The organism is Ruegeria sp. YTSA219 (assembly GCF_059609985.1).
Window position 1 is genome coordinate 211,159 of the sequence record NZ_JBXWMT010000005.1, and the last position, 17,872, is coordinate 229,030.

Sequence of the window (17,872 nt, forward strand, 5' to 3'; positions counted from 1 at the left end):
TCGCCATATTGACGGACCTTCCGTCATACCGCCAATACTGGAATCGTCACTGCCTCAGGATTCGGCGTCCAACCCCTCGGTCGACAGGTCATCAAGCCTGGGCATCAGGCGCAACAATTCGCGGGCATAATCCGTCTGGGGGTTGGCGAACAAGTTATTGGTTTCCTGCAACTCGACAATTTGGCCCTGTTTCATCACTGCCACTCGGTCGCACATCTGACGTACCACCGGCAGGTCATGACTGATGAACAGCAGGGTCAGGCCCAGATGTTCCTGCAGGTCCTTCAAGATGTTCAGAATCTGCGCCTGAATGGACACGTCCAGCGCGCTGGTTGGCTCGTCACAAATCAGGAATCGCGGTTGCGTGGCCAGCGCACGTGCAATCGAGATGCGTTGCCGCTGTCCGCCCGAGAATTCATGCGGGTATTTCTGCCCGGCCTCATGGCCGAGTCCCACCTGATCCAACAACTCATCGACGCGGCGTTTGATATCTGCACCTTCCATCAACCTGTGATGGCGGATCGGCTCGGCCACGATCTCATCCACCCGCATACGGGGATTGAGCGAGGAATACGGGTCCTGAAAGATCATCTGGATGTTCTTGCGATAGGCATCCAGCGCGGTCCGATTGGTCAGATCGCTGACCACCTGCCCGTCGAATGTAATCGTGCCGCCATCCACAGGGTACAACCCTGCAATCATCCGTGCGACAGTCGACTTGCCCGAGCCGGATTCACCCACAACGCCAAACACCTCGCCTGCGCGGATGTCGAAACTTACTTCGTCAACGGCGGTGAAATAGGTGCGGTCCCAGGGCAACAGGCCTTTGCGCTGCAGGAACTTCTTGGTCAGGTTGCGGATCTCGAACACCGGTTTGCTGGTGTCATTATCCACCTTGGGCCAGTGGCGGGCCATGTCTTCGATGGCAAAGCGTGTCTCGCGTCCACCATAGCTGATCTGGGGAAAGCGATGCAGTTTCAGGGTCGGGCGCGGCACGGCAGCGATCAGCGATTTGGTGTATTCATGGGTGGGCTGCCCCATCACCTGCACGGTCGGGCCGGTTTCGACAACCTTGCCCGCATACATCACCGTCACCTTGTCCGTCGTGTCCGCGATCACACCCATGTCGTGGGTGATCAGGATGACGCCCACCTGACGTTCCCGCGCCAGTTCTTTGATCAGGTCCAGAATCTGCGCCTGAACCGAGACGTCCAGCGCCGTGGTCGGCTCATCCGCGATGATCACATCCGGTTCGGTACACAAGGCAAGCGCGATGACCACACGCTGCCGCATCCCGCCCGAGAACTGGTGCGGATACTGGTCCAGCCGCGTGTCCGGATCAGGAATGCCAACCCGGTCAATCAGGTCGCGCGCGCGTTGGTTCGCCTCGGCATCCGTTCCACCCAGATGGGCCTGAATGGTCTCGGTCAGTTGTTCGCGCACGGTGAATAACGGGTTCAGCGAGGTCAGCGGGTCCTGAAAGATCATCGAGATCTTTTTGCCGCGCAGCCCCCGCATCGCCTCGGCATCCAGACCACTGATCTGGTCACCGCTCAGCTGGATCGTGCCGCTGGCAATACGGCCGGGGCGATCCAACAATCCCATGATGGCCGCGCCAATGGTGGATTTACCGGCCCCGGATTCGCCAACCAAGCCGTGGATTTCTCCGGGTTCAACCGACAGGTCCACATGGTCCACGGCTGTGAACAATTTGCGGCGGGTGGGGAATTCGACCGTCAGGTCATTGATCGTCAGAAGGCTCATGAAATCACCGCAGCTTGGGGTTCAGTGCATCGCGCAGCCAGTCGCCCAGCAGGTTCACAGACAGGGCCAGCGCCAACAGGGTGCAGGCCGGGAAGAACAAAATCCACCACTCACCCGAGAACAGGAAGCCCTGCCCGATACGGATCAGCGTGCCCAATGACGGCTGGGTTGGTGGTGCCCCTACGCCGAGGAAGCTCAGCGTTGCTTCGGCAATGATCGCCAGCGCCAGTGAGATCGTGGCGATGACCAGAACCGGGCTGAGTACATTGGGCAGGATGTGGCGGAACATGATCGGGAAAGAACCGCGCCCGATCAGGCGGGCGGCCTGCACGTATTCCTTGTTCTTTTCCACCAACGCCGCACCGCGGACGACCCGGGCAAACTGCACCCAGTCGGACAGGGCAATGGCGATGATCAGAACATAGATTGCCATCTCGTCACGATATTCGGGTGGGGTCACGCCTTTGGCGATGCCAAAGATCAGCATGGCGACCAGAATGGCAGGAAAGGTCAGCTGCACATCTGCGACCCGCATGATCAGCGTCTCGACCCAGCCGCCGAAATAGGCCGCGACCAGCCCCAGAACAACTCCGATGATCAACGCCAGCAGCACCGCCGCTGCGCCGACAAACAGGGATATGCGCATCCCATAGAGGATGGTCGAGAACACATCGCGCCCCTGATCGTCGGTGCCCAGCAGGAACGTGTCCTGCGTAAAGGCATTCGGCGTGCCCGGCGGTGTAAATCCGTTCATCAGGTTCAGCGTTGCCGGATCAAACGGGTTATGCGGCGCAATCAGCGGGGCCAGTATTGCCGCCAGCACCAGCAGGACCACAACAAATGAGGCAACCATCGCCACGGGCGAATGACGGAAGGACCATGCGAAATCGCTGTCCCAAAATTGGGCCAGCCGCGATTTGGGCACTTGTCTCGAAGTTTCAGAAGTATCGGTCATGTGGCCCTCGCGTCGACACGCAGGCGCGGGTCAATGGCATAGTACAAAAGATCGACGATCAGATTGATCGACACGAACATGACCGAGATCAGCATCAGATAGGCGGCCATAACAGGGATATCGACAAACTGGATCGCATTTATGAACAGCAGGCCCACACCGGGCCACTGAAACACCGTCTCGGTGATGATGGCAAAGGCGATGATCGAGCCCAGCTGCAACCCGGTGATTGTGATCACCGGCACCAGCGTATTTTTCAGCGCGTGGCGAAAATTGATCACCCGGTCCGACAGCCCACGCGCACGTGCAAAACGGACATAGTCGGCACGCAGGACCTCAAGCATTTCCGACCGCACCAGCCGCATGATCAGCGTCATCTGATACAGGCCCAGCGTGATCGCCGGCAGGATCAGCGCCTTGAGCCCCGAGGTTGTCAGGAACCCCGTGGACCAGCCGCCAATCATAACGGTCTCGCCCCTCCCAAAGCTGGGTAAAAGATCCAATTCAACCGAGAATATATAGATCAGCAATATCCCGATTAGGAAGGTTGGCAGGGAAACCCCGATCAACGACACGGTCATGATGATATTCGCCGCCACCCCCTGTCGTCGAATCGCTGTGAAAACGCCCAGCGCGATGCCAAGGGTGATGGCCAGAAAGCCCGACACAAAGGCCAGTTCCAATGTCGCGGGGGCGCGTTCGGCTATGATGGTCGAAACCGGTCGGCCTTGCCGGTAGGACACGCCAAAATTGCCCTGCACCGCGCCTTGCAGGAACTTGAAATATTGCACCGGAAACGGCTGATCCAGACCAAGATCGGACCGCAGCCGGTCGATATCGGCCTGCGTACGTTCCTGCCCTAGCATGTTGTCGATCGGATCACCGACAAAGCGGAACATCGAAAAGGCAACCAGACCCACGATCAGCAGCACGATCACGGATTGGAACATCCTTTGGACAATATAAGCGAACATTCGTTTTCCTCGTTGATCGGACTGTCTATGCAAGCCCGGGCGGGGTGGTCAAGATACCGCTAACGCAAGCTAGCGTTTTCTGGCCCCGCCCCGGTTTCAGTTAACCGTTACCCAGCGCAGCAGAAAGAAGTTGTCCGGGCGCTGCGTCAGTTCGACATTGCTGCGTGTGCCCCAGACCAGAGGTTGCACATACATCGGCACATAGACCTGTTCGTCCTGAATGATCTGCGTGACCTCATCCAGCATCGCCTGCCGTTTGCCCGCATCCAACTCGGACTGGATCTTCGGCAGCAGCTCATCCACCCGCGCGTTCGAAAATCCACCGAAATTCCAGCTGCCCAGCTTTTTCTCTTCGTTTGGGGTAGCCACAAGGAAGCGCACGGGGTGTTCGGCATCAAATGTACCGGGGCTCCAGCCCAGCAGGTACATATCGTATTTGCCTTCCCTGAGTTCCGGCCAGTAGTTACGGACCGGCATGGCATCCAGTTCCGCAGTGATCCCGATCTGGGCCAGCATGCTGACAACCGCCTGGCAAACGGCCTCATCATTCAGATAGCGGTCATTGGGGCATTTCAGCCCGAACGAAAACCCATCTGCATATCCGGCCTCGGTCAGCAGGGCCCTTGCGGCATCGACATCAAAGGCGGGACGGTCTGCATTCGCCTCGGAATAACCACTCATCGCCGGGCTGACCAGTTGCGAGGCCACTTCGGCATTCCCCCGCATGATAGTCGCAAGAATGGCATCCACATTGACCGCCTGTGCCACTGCCTTGCGGACGCGCGGGTCACGGAACGGGTTCGGTTTGCCCGCATCGTCGGTGTATTTAAGCACCTCAGCCTGATGATCGAACCCCAACATGATGACCCGTGCCTCGATCCCCTGAATGACGTCGACATCCCCGTTTTCCTTCAGGCGCGCCACATCCTGAATCGGCACCGGGTTGATCATGTCCACATCGCCTGACAACAAGGCTGCAACCGCTGTCGCCGGGTTTTGGATCGGAGTGAACTCAGCACTTGTGATGTTGTGGTCGGCCTGATCCCACCAGCCGTCAAAGGGCTCAAGAACCGTGCGCAGGCCGGGCTCTCGTGCCGCAAGTTTGAAAGCGCCTGTGCCGTTGGCGTTCAGGGTGGCGTAATTCCCGACCTCTTTGTCGGGCACCGCTGCGTCATTGGCCTCGGCCCAGCCCTGATCCATGATCATCCAGTTGGCGATTGAGGATGGGAATAACGGGTTCGGCGCAGTCGTCATGAAATCGACCGTATAGTCGTCGACCAAGATCACCTCGCTGATGGGCGCGAACCAGCTGCGGGTATCCGCTGCCTCGCCCGAGGCGCGCTGATAGCTGAACAGAACGTCCTGCGCATCAAAGCTGCTACCGTCATGGAAGGTCACGCCCTCACGCAGGTTAAAGCGCCAACCTTCGCCGTCGCCTATCGTCTCCCAGCTGACGGCCAGCGCGGGTTGAACGCTCATGTCCTTGTCGCGGCGCACAAGGCCTTCGTAGACATTGTTCAGAAACCCCAGAACCGGGGCCGAGTTGACCGCGTGCGGGTCCATCGTCTGCGGGTCCGTGGTCGAGGCCCATTTGAATTCGGCAGCCTGAACGCTGGTGGTGGCCAGCAAGGCCAAAGCAATGGCACTGTTCCTGAGGGTCATGGCGAAATCTCCCTTTTTTGCCCCGCGATGCGGTGTTGCGCTTAACAATAGCGCAAAAGGCAGGACGCGAAACCGCGCCCTGCCAAATCACTGATCTGAATGGCTTAGTTCAGAGTGAAATATTTGACCTTGGGCTGATCTTCGGCATCCACTTCGATGCCCACACCATCGGCCATACCCCAGTTCAGAACCTGGTGATGAATGGGGATGTAAAGCGCTTCGTCCTGCACAACCCGCCAGATGTCGGCGATGTCGGCATTCCGAGCGTCAAGATCGGTATTCGAGGCAAGCGACTTGATCTTCCCGTCCAGCGCATCGTCCTGATAACCGGTGCCGTTCCACGTGCCGATGTCATCTTCGCGTCCATGAACAAGGAAGTTGAAGATGTATTCCGAGTCATATGTCGGCACACCCCAACCCAGCATGTAGAAATCTGTCTTGCCATCGGTGATCAGCGGGAAATGCTGCGCCTTGGGCTTGGCGTCCAGATTCACGGTCACGCCGATCTGGCCCAGCATCCCAACAGCCGCCTGACAGATAGCTTCATCGTTGATGTACCGATCATTCGGGCAGTCCAGCCGAAGCGAGAAGCCATCGCCATAACCTGCCTCTGCCATCAGTTCCTTGGCCTTGGCCAGATCGGTGGAGGATTCGCCGTCCATGTCAGAGGTCCAGCCATTCACGAAGGGCGGTGCGATCATGCCTGCAGGCTGCGACTGGCCGCGCATCACGACCTGCTTGATCGCATCACGGTTAATCGCCATCGACATCGCTTGACGCACGCGCACATCGGCCAGAGGGTTCTTGCCGTCCACGTTATCCGCCTCGATGTCATCGGCACCCTGGTTCATACCAAAAAAGATCACCCGATTCTGCGGGGCTTGCTTGACCATCAGACCGTCGACACCATTGACGCGTTCAATGTCCTGCACCGGCATATCCTGGAGGAAGTTCACCTCACCCGACAGCATCGCCGCAACGCGGGTCGCAGCGTTCTGGATCGGGGTATAGATGATCTCGGTCACTTCCATCGGGAACTGGTCGATGCCCCAATAGTTGTCGTTGCGCACCATTACCGTCTTGATGTCAGGTTCGCGGCTTTGAAGAACATAGGGGCCCGTACCGTTGGCATTGGTGGTGGCATAAGTGATTTCGCCGCCTTCGAAATCCTGAACATTAACGGTGTCATTCGACTCGGCCCAGCCCTTGTCCAGAATGAACAGGTTGGTCAGGTTCGACGGCAGGATCGGGTTCGGACCATCTGTGACAATCTCGACGGTGAAATCGTCAACTGCGCGCACTTCGACGATCGAACCGATCAGCTCTTTCATGTCGGAATTAGGTTGCTTGGCTCGGGTAAAGCTGAACACCACATCTTCGGCGTTGAAGTCCGCACCGTCATGGAATTTCACGCCCTCGCGCAGCTTGAAGACCCAAACATTCGGGTCATCGGCCTTGGGCCCCCACTCGGTCGCCAGCGCGGGCTCGAATGCACCGGTCACGTCGCGGATGATCAGAGGCTCGTAAATCTGGTGTCGCACGGTGTGCGTCGGACCTTCATTCTGCGAATGCGGATCCAGCGTCAGAGCATCACCGGCCCGCGCCCAGCGCAGCGTTTCCGCCGAAGCGCCCGCCGCCATCAGCGCCGTCGCACTTGCAGCGATCATCAGGTTTCTTAGAATCATTTGTAACTCCCCTTTTTGTTAACATCGCCCTTTGGACGACAGACCATTTTTACGGCCTTGGTGGTCCTGATCATCCAGATCATCGTTACAGTTGCAACACCTGATTGAGCATAAAAACGGCAGTTTGGCGGATGCCCCGACGCAAATCTGCCGTGCGCGCATGAACTTACGTAGCGGAAAGCTTACGCCAAGCTGTGGCCGCTGACTGTCTTACAAGTACGGATTTCCGCAGTTTTCAAAACATGCCTTCCGGTTGAACATTCCGGGAATGAAGTCAAGTTTCGAGCCACTTGCGGTCAAAAAACTGGTCCTTGGACCTTGCCCGAATCTGCTGAACATGGCGCATCGCCATGCTGCAGGTACCCGTCGGCCTGATCCGGGGCAACTAGGACACCTTTGCGCTGGTACAGCAGGCCTTGGACTTGCACATTCTTCGACCCGATGCCCAAATGGACACCTTGGCAGGGGTCAGGCACATACCCCGGATTGAGGCCCGCAGAAATTTCAAACTGCGCTTAAAATCATTCTTGATCAGATGTCCCAGTTAACTTCGGGAGAAATCGAAAGATGAAAACATTTACCAGAAGGGCGGCCTTGTTTGCCGGCGGAGGGTTGGCAGGATGGGTTGCGTCACGGTGGCTGGGACCGGACCTTCCTGTCTATGAAGGCACAAGAAGGACATTTGCGGAAACCGGCGACAAAGTGATGAATGACGCCAGCGGACTGTCACCGACACCGATCCACAAACATCTGGTGCTCAGCGATGACCCCGGAGACACGCTGATCGCCGCCATCCGGCAAGAGCTTTCGGAGGCCAGATCAGAAGGACGCCCGGTCAACATTGGGGCCGCGCGGCATTCCATGGGTGGGCAAGCCATTCCCCGCAACGGCACAGCGATTACCTTTGACAATGGATCGGTTCAGATCGACGGTTCAGCCGGGACCTATCTGGCCCATGCCGGAGCCCGCTGGTCACAGGTCATCTCAGCGCTTGATCCCGCAGGCTGGTCCCCCAAAGTCATGCAGTCAAATAATGATTTCGGTGTCGCCGCCACTTATTCGGTCAATGCACATGGCTGGCCGGTTCCCTTTGGCCCGATGGGGGCGACGGTCCGATCGTTGCGCATGATCCTGCCCTCGGGTGAGTTGGTGACCTGTTCGCCCACCGAGAACACCGAGCTGTTCAATCTGGCGATGGGCGGGTACGGGTTGATCGGCGTGATCGTGGACCTTGAGGTCGAGATGGTTCCAAATTCACGCCTGACGCCGGGTTTCGACATTCTGGAAGCAGGAGCGTTTGCCTCGGCCTTTCGTGCGGCGATTGACGACCCGGCGGTCACAATGGCCTATGGCCGCCTGAATGTTGAACGCGATACGTTTTTCGAGAAAGCGCTATTAGTGACATATCGCGAAGGCTCGGACCAGTCGGACCTGCCACCAGCGTCCGGGTCGGGGTGGATGTCGCATGCGGCCAGCCGTCTGTACCGGGCTCAACTGGGCAGCGAGCCCTTCAAATCCTTCCGTTGGTGGAATGAAACACGGCTGGGCCCAGCGCTGGGTTCGGGTGAGGCGACGCGGACCACTTTGATCAACGAACCGGTTGTGACTCTGGACGACCGCAACCCGGACCGGACCGACATCCTGCACGAGTATTTCGTGGGGTTCGATGCGTTCGACGATTTCTTATCAGTGTGTCGCGCGGTAATTCCGGCCTCGTATCAAGAGTTTCTGAACGTAACGCTGCGCTATGTCGCACAGGACGATCAGGCCGTTCTGTCCTATGCAAGCGAACCGCGGATCGCCGCTGTCATGTCGTTCAGTCAGGAGCTGACCGAACGCGGCGAAGCCGACATGGCGCGGATGACCCGGGCGCTGATCGACGGGATCGTGGCGATTGGCGGAACCTATTACCTGCCGTACAGGCCACATGCGACACTGGATCAACTGACTGCAGCCTACCCCAATGCGGAAGGGTTTGCGCAGGCAAAACGAGAGCTTGATCCGCAACTGGTTCTGCGGAACAACCTTTGGGACAGCTATCTGGGGCGTCTATGAGCAACCTTCAAAAACTCTGTCTGGTTTACTTTGTCTCGCTGATGATCGCGGCATCGCTGAACTATGTTCCCGGCCTGACGGATCAGGATGGTCTGGCCTTTGGCATCTTTGCGCTGGATATCTATGACGATGCGCTGCATGTGGCCTCGGCCCTTTGGGCGCTGATCGCCGGGCTGATGTCACACCGCGCGGCTCGCAGCTTTCTGATCCTGTTCGGGCTGGCTTATCTGGGGGACGGCGTGTTCGGGTTTTTCACCGGTTATGGCTATCTTGATCTGGGTATCTTTACAAACCCATCGGCCGGGCCGGAATTGTCCCTGCCCCGGCTGTTTGCCAACTTTCCGCATCTGGCGCTTGGCGGGATTGCCGCCTGGGCCGGGCTGCGGGACCTGAGGCAAACCGCATGAGGTTCCTGTTTCGCTGGACCAAGCGGCTGGTTCTGGCGCTGATCCTTGCCGGGATCGCGCTGGCCGCTCCGATCCTCTATGTGGAAACAAGCTGCCGTGGTACGGGTCAGCCCCCGGCTTATACCGCCCTGATCGACCCGGCACATCACCGGGCCGAGACCCGCACGCTGATGACTTATCCCGAGTGGCACATTGTCCACGCATACGAGGATTACGCCGAGGTTCTGCGCACTCAGGACCCCCATGATTACGGGTTCTGGAGCAGTATCACCGGGTTTTGGGGGTCACTTTGCGACCTGAACCGGAACGCCTCCGCGCTCGGTCAGGTTGATGGGGCCACCAAACAGATGGTCTATGTGATCGGTGCCAGCTTTTCCGCCGAGCTGGCGCTGAAGGCTGCCTATGAGGAAACCCTCGGTCGGCTGGCCTCTGCCTTGCGGGGCCCACAGCGGGCACCTCTGGATGATTTGTCGGCACAGCAGGCCGCCGCATATGCCGCGTTCCTACAACAGGTTCCGTGGTATAAATGGCCCTTCGCCGACGACGCCCAGAGCCTGGTCGAACAAAACAGCGGCAGCCTGCGCGACAGCGAGAGGGCGATTGCGCTGGGTCTGGAATACGGTGCAAAACAGGCCTATGCGGGCGTGATCGAACAGGCGGTTGCGCAGGTCGGCGCTGATGAGCTGACGCTGAGGATGATCATCACCGGCGCCAGTGCGGACAGCCTGTCTGCCTATCCCGGCGTGAAGGTTATCTCTGAAGGCCCAAACGGAGTTGAGATCGAAACGCCGCGCTACCGCACCCTGACCAACCTAATGGCGGAAATGGCCAGCGCGGGGGTCGAGATTGTCGAGATCGCCGGCAATGACGACATTCTGTTCACCGCCCTGTCGGATCAACCAACTGCGCCGGATGCAATCTTCAGCGCCCAACGACAAGGGTTCGGGGACTATCGTCATCTGATACTGGTCAAGGTTCCGGACCTCTCGCAGCGTCTGCGCCAGATCCAGGGGGACGGCCTGACGCTTGAGCATATCCATGACTATTAGATCACTCCTGACAGCCATCCCCCTTATGGTGCTTGGATGGCTGTCGGTTCTGGTGGTCGTCGCATTGATAACGGACGAGGCCCCTGCCTATGTCGTGGTCTTTCCCTCAGAGGGGTTGATGCGAAATCTAGCGGATGATGTGGCGGTCATCGACTCTTCGCAAGTCAGTGTCACGGTCACATCGGATAGCAGCGGGTTCGCCCAATCGCTTTACCGGCAAGGGGCACGGCTGGTCCTGCCTGCGGGCCTGCCCGGTTGCCTTCCACTGCCTGCCCAACAGTGATCAATTCTGTCAAACATTCGGGGCCAATACACGAATGACCTATGGCCCCGATTAGAACCTGAAGAACCGCAATTCAAAGCACGCGCCACATGGGGCGGGCAGGTTTTCGATTTCACCGCGATGCGCAGACAGGATGTTACGGACAATAGCCAGACCCATACCCGTCCCGCCGCTTTCCCGGCGGGTGGTAAAGAATGGATCGAACACGCGGTCGACGTTACCGGGCGAAATCCCCACCCCATTGTCGGACACGGTCAAAATAACCGCATTTCCAGCTTCTTCGGAACGCAGATCCACCGCGCTGGCCCCATGATCTTTGGCGTTTTGCAGAATATGGCCCAGAACGATCCGCAACCCCTCGGCCGAAATCGGGAATGCGATATCATCCGCCCCGGACAGGTTTAGCTCAAGCGGAGGCGCCCCAGGCAACGCATCGCGCAGGGTGCTTGCCCCGACATATCGGGCCTCGCGCGCGCGGGCGGCATCCCGAAGTGCTGCAAGCTGGGTTTCGATCTGCTGACGCGCGCCGTCGATCTGCGCGATTAGGGCTTTGGAGTCATCGCTGCCATCTGGGGTGTCCTGTAGCATCTCAACCGCCGCGCGGATTGCGGTTACCGGCGATTTTAACTCATGCGTGACGTGATCGGTATAAGACCGGATGGTCGCCTCACGGTCACGCAGCGCCTCGGCCATGGTGACGACCTGAGTTGCGGTCTGGTGAAGCTCTTTGGTGCCGAAATGCTGGATTGAGGCCGCCTGGGTACCCGCCTCTTGCGCCCCGGCATAGGCCTGCAGGGCTTTGATCGGGCGAAGCAGTAGGCGCACCAGCAACCAACCCAGCCCCGACGTAGCCAGAAAGATCACCCCGCCCAGAACCAAAGCAGAGTTCCGAAATCCGAATTCTGGCCCCAGATAACGCAGAGCCACCAGACCCGCGAATGACAGACCCAATGTCCCGACCAGCGCACCGCCCAGCACAAATGCCAATGAAGGCCGCCAGTGCCGGGTCACCCCAGCCTCCGCATCCGGATGCCCTGTCCATGCACGGTTTCCACCGCGTCGGGCAAACCAACCTCTGCCAGTTTGTTCCGCAGGTTCCGCAGGTGGCTGTCCAAGGTCCTGTCCGAGACCTGGCTGCGCGCGCCCCAAATCTCGGCAATCAGGGCCGTGCGGGGAACAAGACGGCCCGGTGTTTCCATCAACATCACCATGATCTGAAACTCAGTCCCGGTCAGGGCAATTTCCGTGTCGTGGCAAGCACAGAGTCTTGCGGTCCGGTCCAAGGTCAAGGGGCCGTGCCGCAGATTTCCCGGCGCCGCCACAATGCGATTGGTGCGCCTTAGGATCACCTTGACCCGCGTCACCAGTTCGCGCGGGCTAAAAGGCTTGGTCACGTAGTCATCGGCCCCAAGTTCCAGCCCCAGAATTCGGTCGACCTCATCATCGCGGGCGGTCAGGAACAGGATCGGGACGTCCGAACGGGTTCGAATTTTCTGACATACGGCAAAGCCATCCAGTTCGGGCAGGCCAACATCCAGAACGATCAGGTCCGGTTCGTCGCGAAACGTGCTGATTACGGCTTCCTGACCGTTGGCGGCGGTCGAAACGCTGTAGCCAGCGCGTTCCAGCCCCAGACGCACAACTTCACGCAACCGCGGATCATCATCGACAACTAAGATATTCATATACCCGGACCGATACTGCTCAGATCGGCACCATAGCGGGACAGGCGCCACTTTCGAAAGCCCCATTCCTGCCAGCTGTTGATCGGGTCGGCTTCAAAATAGCACAGCGAATTCGGATACCCGTAGCTGTTATGCATCCCGGTCATGGGCCCCAACGAACACAGATAGGCATAGTCCGGTTCGGGCAGTTTCAGGTTTCGGGTCGCGATCACATGGGCAAAATTCACAAAACTGGCGCAATAGAGGACCAGTATGCTCAGAATGCCGGTTCGCGCGATCAACCAACTATTGGATTTCCTGAACGCTATTTGCCACCCAACCAGCGCCAGACCTGCCGCAACAAGACCCATCCAGATCTGCGCATAGATACGCAGGTAGGTCAGGCCATAGGTGCCGACATATAAATCCAGACGCATCAACGCCGCACCGCACAGAGCCACATTTTGTGCCAGCCACAACACCATCAGCGGTTTCAGCACCCGATTTTCATCCAGAAACGGCCGCGCTGCCAGGGCGAATGCACCGGCCAGCAGCGCCGTTACCAGCAACGGATATGCGCCGCGATGGGCATAGGATGCATAGCTCATCCCCTCGGGCAATGAGGCCCCGCCCAGCAGAATCGAAAGGTCCAGCACTGTCTGAACACCAATCAGTGCATTGAACACCCAGAGCGCCCGCAGGACCGAACCACCGTTGAGGCCGGGGATCGTCTGAGGGCCTGCGAATTGTCGCGGGTTCAGTCCGCGAAGCGGGTGATTGTCAACAAACGGCCAGATGATCAGCGCAATCCCTCCCCAGAACATGGCGCGCTGCAGCAGTTGACCGAAAGCGATATCCGGGGTGACAAGGGATTGGAATACCGGGTTCGCCTCGGCCAGCAGGGTAACAAAAACCATCGTCCCGCCAATCGGCAGACTCCAGTTGCGCAGGAACTGCCGAACCCGCTTCCAGCCGCCTCCGGCATCGCTGACAATCGTGGTTTTCAGGCCGGGTATCGCGCGGACCGGGCCAAGCCAGTTCTTTGGAAGATCAGTCAGAAACCCCAGCGCCAGCAAAAGCAGTTCCAGAACCTGGCCTTTCGGGTGCCTGACCCAGACAATCGCAACGACGAGCCCGGACAAAAGAAACGCGACCGATAATGGTTGAACGAAATCCACGACCGGCAAAACACTCAGCACCAAAACCGTTGCGGGCATAAGCACCCCTTTGCCAGACCGATCCGCGGGCAGGCCGCACAAAAAGACCGCCACAGCAAAGACCGCTAGAGACACACCCGCCTGATGCCCCCAGAACAGGTAATCCGCCAGCGCGACCAGCAAGATAAACCCGATCACGCGCCATGCGCGACCATCGGTGGCAAACCCCGGGGTTGAACCCGGCGGGCCCTTGGTGCCTGAAATCACCGTCTCTTCCGACAGCCACCAAGCGTCCAGCGCCACAGAATTCGGAACTCCAGATATTATAAGTTGCTGCGCCATTTCTTCCCTCTTGTGTTTTAAGGGACTGGTTTGACCCAAAGGTCGGGAAGCTCGGGTGCAGAAGATCTGCAGAAACTGTGCAGATCGGTGAAATGAGTGTCGGATTTGCAAAGCCTCGCGCGTCCTAGCAGGATGAAACCAACATCGCGGAGGTAAAAATGATCTATGCAATCTCGATCTATGGTCAGGCGGGTGTGTTCGAAGCGTTGCCACAGGACCGTCAGGACGATGTCATGGCTGGACATACGGTGCTACAGAATGCCCTCAGGCAGCGCGGGGATTTCCTGTCCGTCAAACTGATGCCCCCGACTACGGCTGTCACAGTCGAACCCGCGGCTGCCGAGACTCTGCAACCTATGATCGTCGACGGCCCGTTCGCTGAGACGAAAGAAAGTTTTCTGGGCTTATATCTGGCCGAGTTCAACGATCTGGATGAGGCGCTTGAACATGCGCGAATGATCTCGTCACCTGTTGCCCGGCTTGAGGTCCGCCCCGCCGCCTGGGCAGGCGGGTCGATGACCTTGGATTGACCGCGTGTCGGATTGGCTAGAGGCCACGTTCTTGCAGCAACGCCCGCAGGCCATCGCGGCCCTGACGCGGTATTTCCGGGACATCGACCTTGCCGAAGATGCATTTGCCGAAGCCTGTCTAAAGGCCCTGACCGTATGGCGCAAACAAGGCGCGCCGCGCGATCCGCTAGCTTGGCTTTTGACCACCGCCCGTAATGCCGGGCTGGATGGTTTGCGCAAATCCCAACGCCGCAGCGCAATCCTGACCCGCCACAGGGAAGAATTTCATTCCATGGCTGATGACGCACCAGATCCGGACGAGCTGCGCGACGATGTTCTGCGCCTGCTGTTCATCTGTTGTCACCCGGACCTAAGCCGGCAAGACCAGATTGCGCTGGCCCTAAAAATTGTTGCCGGGTTGCGTGTGGAAGAAATCGCCCGTGGTTTCCTTGTCAGTACAAAGGCAATGGAACAGCGAATTACCCGCGCCAAGAAAAGGATCGCAGGAAGTTCTGTCGCTTTTGAAACACCCACGCCACAGGAGCGGGCTGCGCGTTTGGGCGAAGTGTCTTTGATGATCTACCTGATGTTCAACGAAGGCTGGTCAACCTCGGGTGGCCCGGTGCAAATCCGGCTCAAACTATGCGATGAGGCGATACGTCTGGCCCAGCTGCTGGTTGCCTTGTTCCCGACGATGGCCGAGCAGATTTCACTGCTGGCCCTGTTGCTTCTGCAACATGCCCGTCGTGAAGCACGGCTAGACGATCAAGGTGATCTTGTAGCCCTGGAAGATCAGGACAGGGCCCTTTGGGACAAGGCCAACATCGCCGAAGCGACAGCCCTGATGCAAAAGGCCGAACGGCTGAACCAAGTTGGTGTTTACGGTATTCAGGCCGCAATCGCCGCCGTTCATGCGCATGCCCAATCGACAAAAGATACCGACTGGTCTCTGATCGAGGCGCATTATGCCGCGCTCTATCGCCTCCAGCCCTCACCTGTCATCCGCCTGAACCAGATCGCCGCCGGGTCCAGGGTTCATGGCCCACGCCGCACGCTTGTTGCGTTGGATACCGTGGCGAATGATCTGGCGTCTTATCGCTGGTTCCATGCCTTGCGCGCGGCAATGTTGCGAGAGATCGGCGATCTTCCCGCCGCGATCCAGTCCCTTAACCGCGTATTGAACCTTGGTCCGACGGGACCGGAACGTGTGGCGGTCCTGAAAGAAATCGCCGCCTGTGAAAAAGATTTGAACCAGTTGTAGGAAAGGCCGATCCTCACGCGTCCTTTGTTCAATCCCGCATGCAGCGGGCAATCAAAGGGAGATAGAGATGAGCATTCTGGACATGACCACCGTTGGAAACTCGGGCTGGATCGGGCATTCCGGGCCAGACCAGACCAAGGCCAAGCAATTCTACAAAAATGTGCTGGGCTGGAACATTAACGAGATGCCGATGCAGGACGGGTCAAGCTATGCCGCCGCGGTGGTTGGTGAAACGCCAATCGGAGGGTTCTCGCCCATGCCCGAGACGGATGGCAACTGGACGATCTATTTTACGGTTGCTGATGTCGATAACAGCCTAGCAGCCGCAGTTGCACAGGGAGCCTCAGTCTTGCAACCCGCCATAGATATGCCCGGGGTCGGCCGGATGGCCACTCTGAACGACCCACAAGGCGCTCGGTTTGCGTTGATTACTTATGAAAGCATGGCGTCTTAATCTTGGGCAGACAGGAGAATTCCCATGGAACACACACCGCAAATCGCTCTGCTTGTGACAGCAATCTTTGTGCTTATGAGTATTCCGATGGGAATTCTTGTAGGCATCAGACGATCCCAGACCGGAATTTTACTGCTGCACGGGGATGACGACGAACTGCTGCGGCGGATTCGGGCACATGGGAACTTTACTGAATATGTTCCTCTGGCGCTGCTGGCTTTGGCGGGGGCGGAAATTGCCGGTGCCTCAGACTGGCTGGTCGGCGGATGCGGTCTTGTGCTGTTGGTGGCCCGCGCCGTACACTATGTCAGCCTGCGTTCCACCCCCGACGGCAAAGGTCGGGTGATCGGTGCCGCACTGACAACATTGGTGATGCTCGTCTTGTCCCTGTCAATTCTTTGGCAGTTGGCGGGATCAGTCTGATGCCAAATGATGAACACCTGAATCAACGTATGCGCCTCGCCCTCGAGGCGCATATTGGAATTTCCGAAATGCGGATGATGGGTGGCACCTGCTTTTTTCTGAACGGCAATATGTTGTGCGGCGCGCGCCGCGACAAAGACGGGTTTGGACGGTTCATGTTCCGTGTCGGCAAGGCCAAAGAGACCGAGGCGCTTTCTAATCCGTTTGCAAACCCGATTGTCCACGGAAAGCGAAAACTCGGTGGGTTTGTCGTTGTAGACGAGGTCGACTGCGATCCGGCTGCGCTGGGTGACTGGCTGAGCCTGTGCTTGGCGCACGCCGCCAGCCTGCCGCCGAAAAGTTGAATATCAGGAGAAGATGATGGATCAGTTCCGCTGCTTTTCGCCCGAGGCCCTTCAGTTTCTTTCTGAACTGCGAGCCAATAACCGACGCGAGTGGTTTCACGCCAACAAACAGATCTATGAGGCCGCGATCAAACAGCCCGCAGAACAATTTGCGGCCCAGATGTCACAGGCGCTGGCCGAGATGACGCACATGCCCCATTCAGTCAAGATCTATCGTATTCATCGAGACGTGCGGTTCTCAAACGACAAGACACCCTATAATCCTCATCTGCGCATGTCTTTCATACCCGGCGATTGCGGAGATCAGCCCCCGCTTTGGCATTTCGGGCTGTCCCCGGATTGCCTGTCCCTTGGGTGCGGCGTCTTCCAATATGAAAAAGCAGCCCTAGAGAAGTACCGGACCGGCATAGCAGGACCAGCGGGCGATGACCTCATGGCAATTATCAATGATCTTACGGCCAGGAATGTCAGGATCAGCGAACCCGAGTTGAAGCGTGGACCGTCAGGCTATTCGAGTGATCACCCTCATCTGGACCTTCTGCGCCGCAAGGGGCTTACCGTTTGGACAGATCTTACCGCCCAACCCACCGTAACCCAGGCAGGTCTTAGGGAAGAATGTCTAAATCAATTTCAGCTCTTCCACCCGGTGTTTCAGACCTTGCAATCCCTTGGCACCTAGCAGACCTAACACAGGATCATGTTATCCCTTGCCTTTTTCAACACCAGGGGCCTCACGAAGTGAGATCGTGCAGCAAAGAGTCCGGTGGGCTGTTTGTAGGTCTGACGGGCGGTTTAGCAAATATCGCTGGTTGCGGGAGTAGGGTTTGAACCTTTGGCTTTCAGGTTATGAGCCTGACGAGGTGAAGACGTTAAGCAATTGATCC

Annotated in this window: 18 protein-coding genes; 10 read left to right on the top strand and 8 right to left on the bottom strand. The window is 58.2% G+C overall.

What is annotated here, in order from left to right:
- Positions 1-54: 54 nt before the first annotated feature.
- The 5 genes from AC2FFB_RS09995 to AC2FFB_RS10015 all read right to left on the bottom strand — a co-directional run bounded on the left by AC2FFB_RS09995 (position 55) and on the right by AC2FFB_RS10015 (position 7,040).
- The gene (locus AC2FFB_RS09995) at positions 55-1,764 is read right to left on the bottom strand and encodes an ABC transporter ATP-binding protein (RefSeq protein ID WP_496694071.1); all 1,710 of its coding nucleotides are present in this window, start codon (positions 1,762-1,764) and stop codon (positions 55-57) included.
- 4 nt (positions 1,765-1,768) lie between these two features.
- Complete coding sequence (locus AC2FFB_RS10000) at positions 1,769-2,719, bottom strand: ABC transporter permease (RefSeq protein WP_271950952.1); 951 nt, start codon at positions 2,717-2,719, stop codon at positions 1,769-1,771.
- Positions 2,716-3,693 carry an ABC transporter permease gene (locus AC2FFB_RS10005; RefSeq protein ID WP_142638424.1) on the bottom strand — a complete coding sequence of 326 codons (978 nt, stop codon included), beginning with the start codon at positions 3,691-3,693 and terminating at the stop codon, positions 2,716-2,718. The genes AC2FFB_RS10000 and AC2FFB_RS10005 overlap by 4 nt, the downstream gene beginning before the upstream one ends.
- Before the next feature lie 96 nt (positions 3,694-3,789).
- Positions 3,790-5,355, bottom strand: a complete 1,566-nt coding sequence (locus AC2FFB_RS10010; protein WP_496713886.1) for an ABC transporter substrate-binding protein — start codon at positions 5,353-5,355, stop codon at positions 3,790-3,792.
- 104 nt (positions 5,356-5,459) lie between these two features.
- Complete coding sequence (locus tag AC2FFB_RS10015; RefSeq protein WP_185956712.1) at positions 5,460-7,040, bottom strand: ABC transporter substrate-binding protein; 1,581 nt, start codon at positions 7,038-7,040, stop codon at positions 5,460-5,462.
- A gap of 567 nt (positions 7,041-7,607) precedes the next feature.
- Between AC2FFB_RS10015 and AC2FFB_RS10020 the strand changes: the two genes are divergently transcribed.
- The 4 genes from AC2FFB_RS10020 to AC2FFB_RS10035 are packed head-to-tail and all read left to right on the top strand — an operon-like array spanning position 7,608 to position 10,834.
- Positions 7,608-9,095, top strand: coding sequence for an FAD-binding oxidoreductase (locus AC2FFB_RS10020; RefSeq protein WP_496694069.1), 1,488 nt, complete (start codon positions 7,608-7,610; stop codon positions 9,093-9,095).
- The gene (locus AC2FFB_RS10025; protein WP_496694068.1) at positions 9,092-9,502 is read left to right on the top strand and encodes a DUF4383 domain-containing protein; all 411 of its coding nucleotides are present in this window, start codon (positions 9,092-9,094) and stop codon (positions 9,500-9,502) included. Before AC2FFB_RS10020 ends, AC2FFB_RS10025 begins: the two co-directional genes overlap by 4 nt.
- Positions 9,499-10,551 (top strand): hypothetical protein, encoded by a 1,053-nt coding sequence (locus AC2FFB_RS10030; protein WP_496694067.1) that lies wholly within the window; start codon positions 9,499-9,501, stop codon positions 10,549-10,551. The genes AC2FFB_RS10025 and AC2FFB_RS10030 overlap by 4 nt, the downstream gene beginning before the upstream one ends.
- The gene (locus AC2FFB_RS10035; RefSeq protein ID WP_281995551.1) at positions 10,541-10,834 is read left to right on the top strand and encodes a hypothetical protein; all 294 of its coding nucleotides are present in this window, start codon (positions 10,541-10,543) and stop codon (positions 10,832-10,834) included. Before AC2FFB_RS10030 ends, AC2FFB_RS10035 begins: the two co-directional genes overlap by 11 nt.
- Before the next feature lie 51 nt (positions 10,835-10,885).
- On the opposite strand, the gene AC2FFB_RS10040 is transcribed toward AC2FFB_RS10035, so the two are convergent.
- From AC2FFB_RS10040 to AC2FFB_RS10050, 3 genes are read right to left on the bottom strand one after another with little or no spacing between them, the layout of a single operon-like run.
- Positions 10,886-11,845: a sensor histidine kinase gene (locus AC2FFB_RS10040; RefSeq protein WP_496713882.1), complete on the bottom strand. Its 960-nt coding sequence runs from the start codon at positions 11,843-11,845 to the stop codon at positions 10,886-10,888.
- Positions 11,842-12,519, bottom strand: coding sequence for a response regulator transcription factor (locus AC2FFB_RS10045; RefSeq protein WP_142638437.1), 678 nt, complete (start codon positions 12,517-12,519; stop codon positions 11,842-11,844). Before AC2FFB_RS10045 ends, AC2FFB_RS10040 begins: the two co-directional genes overlap by 4 nt.
- A complete protein-coding gene (locus AC2FFB_RS10050; protein ID WP_496713881.1) occupies positions 12,516-13,997 on the bottom strand; it encodes a DUF4153 domain-containing protein in 1,482 nt (493 codons plus the stop codon). Before AC2FFB_RS10050 ends, AC2FFB_RS10045 begins: the two co-directional genes overlap by 4 nt.
- Positions 13,998-14,155: 158 nt before the next feature.
- Between AC2FFB_RS10050 and AC2FFB_RS10055 the strand changes: the two genes are divergently transcribed.
- The 6 genes from AC2FFB_RS10055 to AC2FFB_RS10080 all read left to right on the top strand — a co-directional run bounded on the left by AC2FFB_RS10055 (position 14,156) and on the right by AC2FFB_RS10080 (position 17,667).
- Positions 14,156-14,527, top strand: a complete 372-nt coding sequence (locus tag AC2FFB_RS10055) for a YciI family protein (RefSeq protein ID WP_142638441.1) — start codon at positions 14,156-14,158, stop codon at positions 14,525-14,527.
- A 4-nt stretch (positions 14,528-14,531) separates the two neighbouring features.
- On the top strand, positions 14,532-15,767 hold the full coding sequence (locus AC2FFB_RS10060; protein WP_496689889.1) for an RNA polymerase sigma factor: 1,236 nt from the start codon (positions 14,532-14,534) through the stop codon (positions 15,765-15,767).
- Positions 15,768-15,834: 67 nt separating this feature from the next.
- A complete protein-coding gene (locus AC2FFB_RS10065; RefSeq protein ID WP_142638446.1) occupies positions 15,835-16,221 on the top strand; it encodes a VOC family protein in 387 nt (128 codons plus the stop codon).
- A gap of 24 nt (positions 16,222-16,245) precedes the next feature.
- Positions 16,246-16,644 (top strand): MAPEG family protein, encoded by a 399-nt coding sequence (locus tag AC2FFB_RS10070; RefSeq protein WP_496689890.1) that lies wholly within the window; start codon positions 16,246-16,248, stop codon positions 16,642-16,644.
- Positions 16,644-16,988 carry a TfoX/Sxy family protein gene (locus AC2FFB_RS10075; protein ID WP_271950983.1) on the top strand — a complete coding sequence of 115 codons (345 nt, stop codon included), beginning with the start codon at positions 16,644-16,646 and terminating at the stop codon, positions 16,986-16,988. Before AC2FFB_RS10070 ends, AC2FFB_RS10075 begins: the two co-directional genes overlap by 1 nt.
- Before the next feature lie 16 nt (positions 16,989-17,004).
- Positions 17,005-17,667 (top strand): DUF2461 domain-containing protein, encoded by a 663-nt coding sequence (locus tag AC2FFB_RS10080; protein WP_496713879.1) that lies wholly within the window; start codon positions 17,005-17,007, stop codon positions 17,665-17,667.
- Positions 17,668-17,872: the final 205 nt, after the last annotated feature.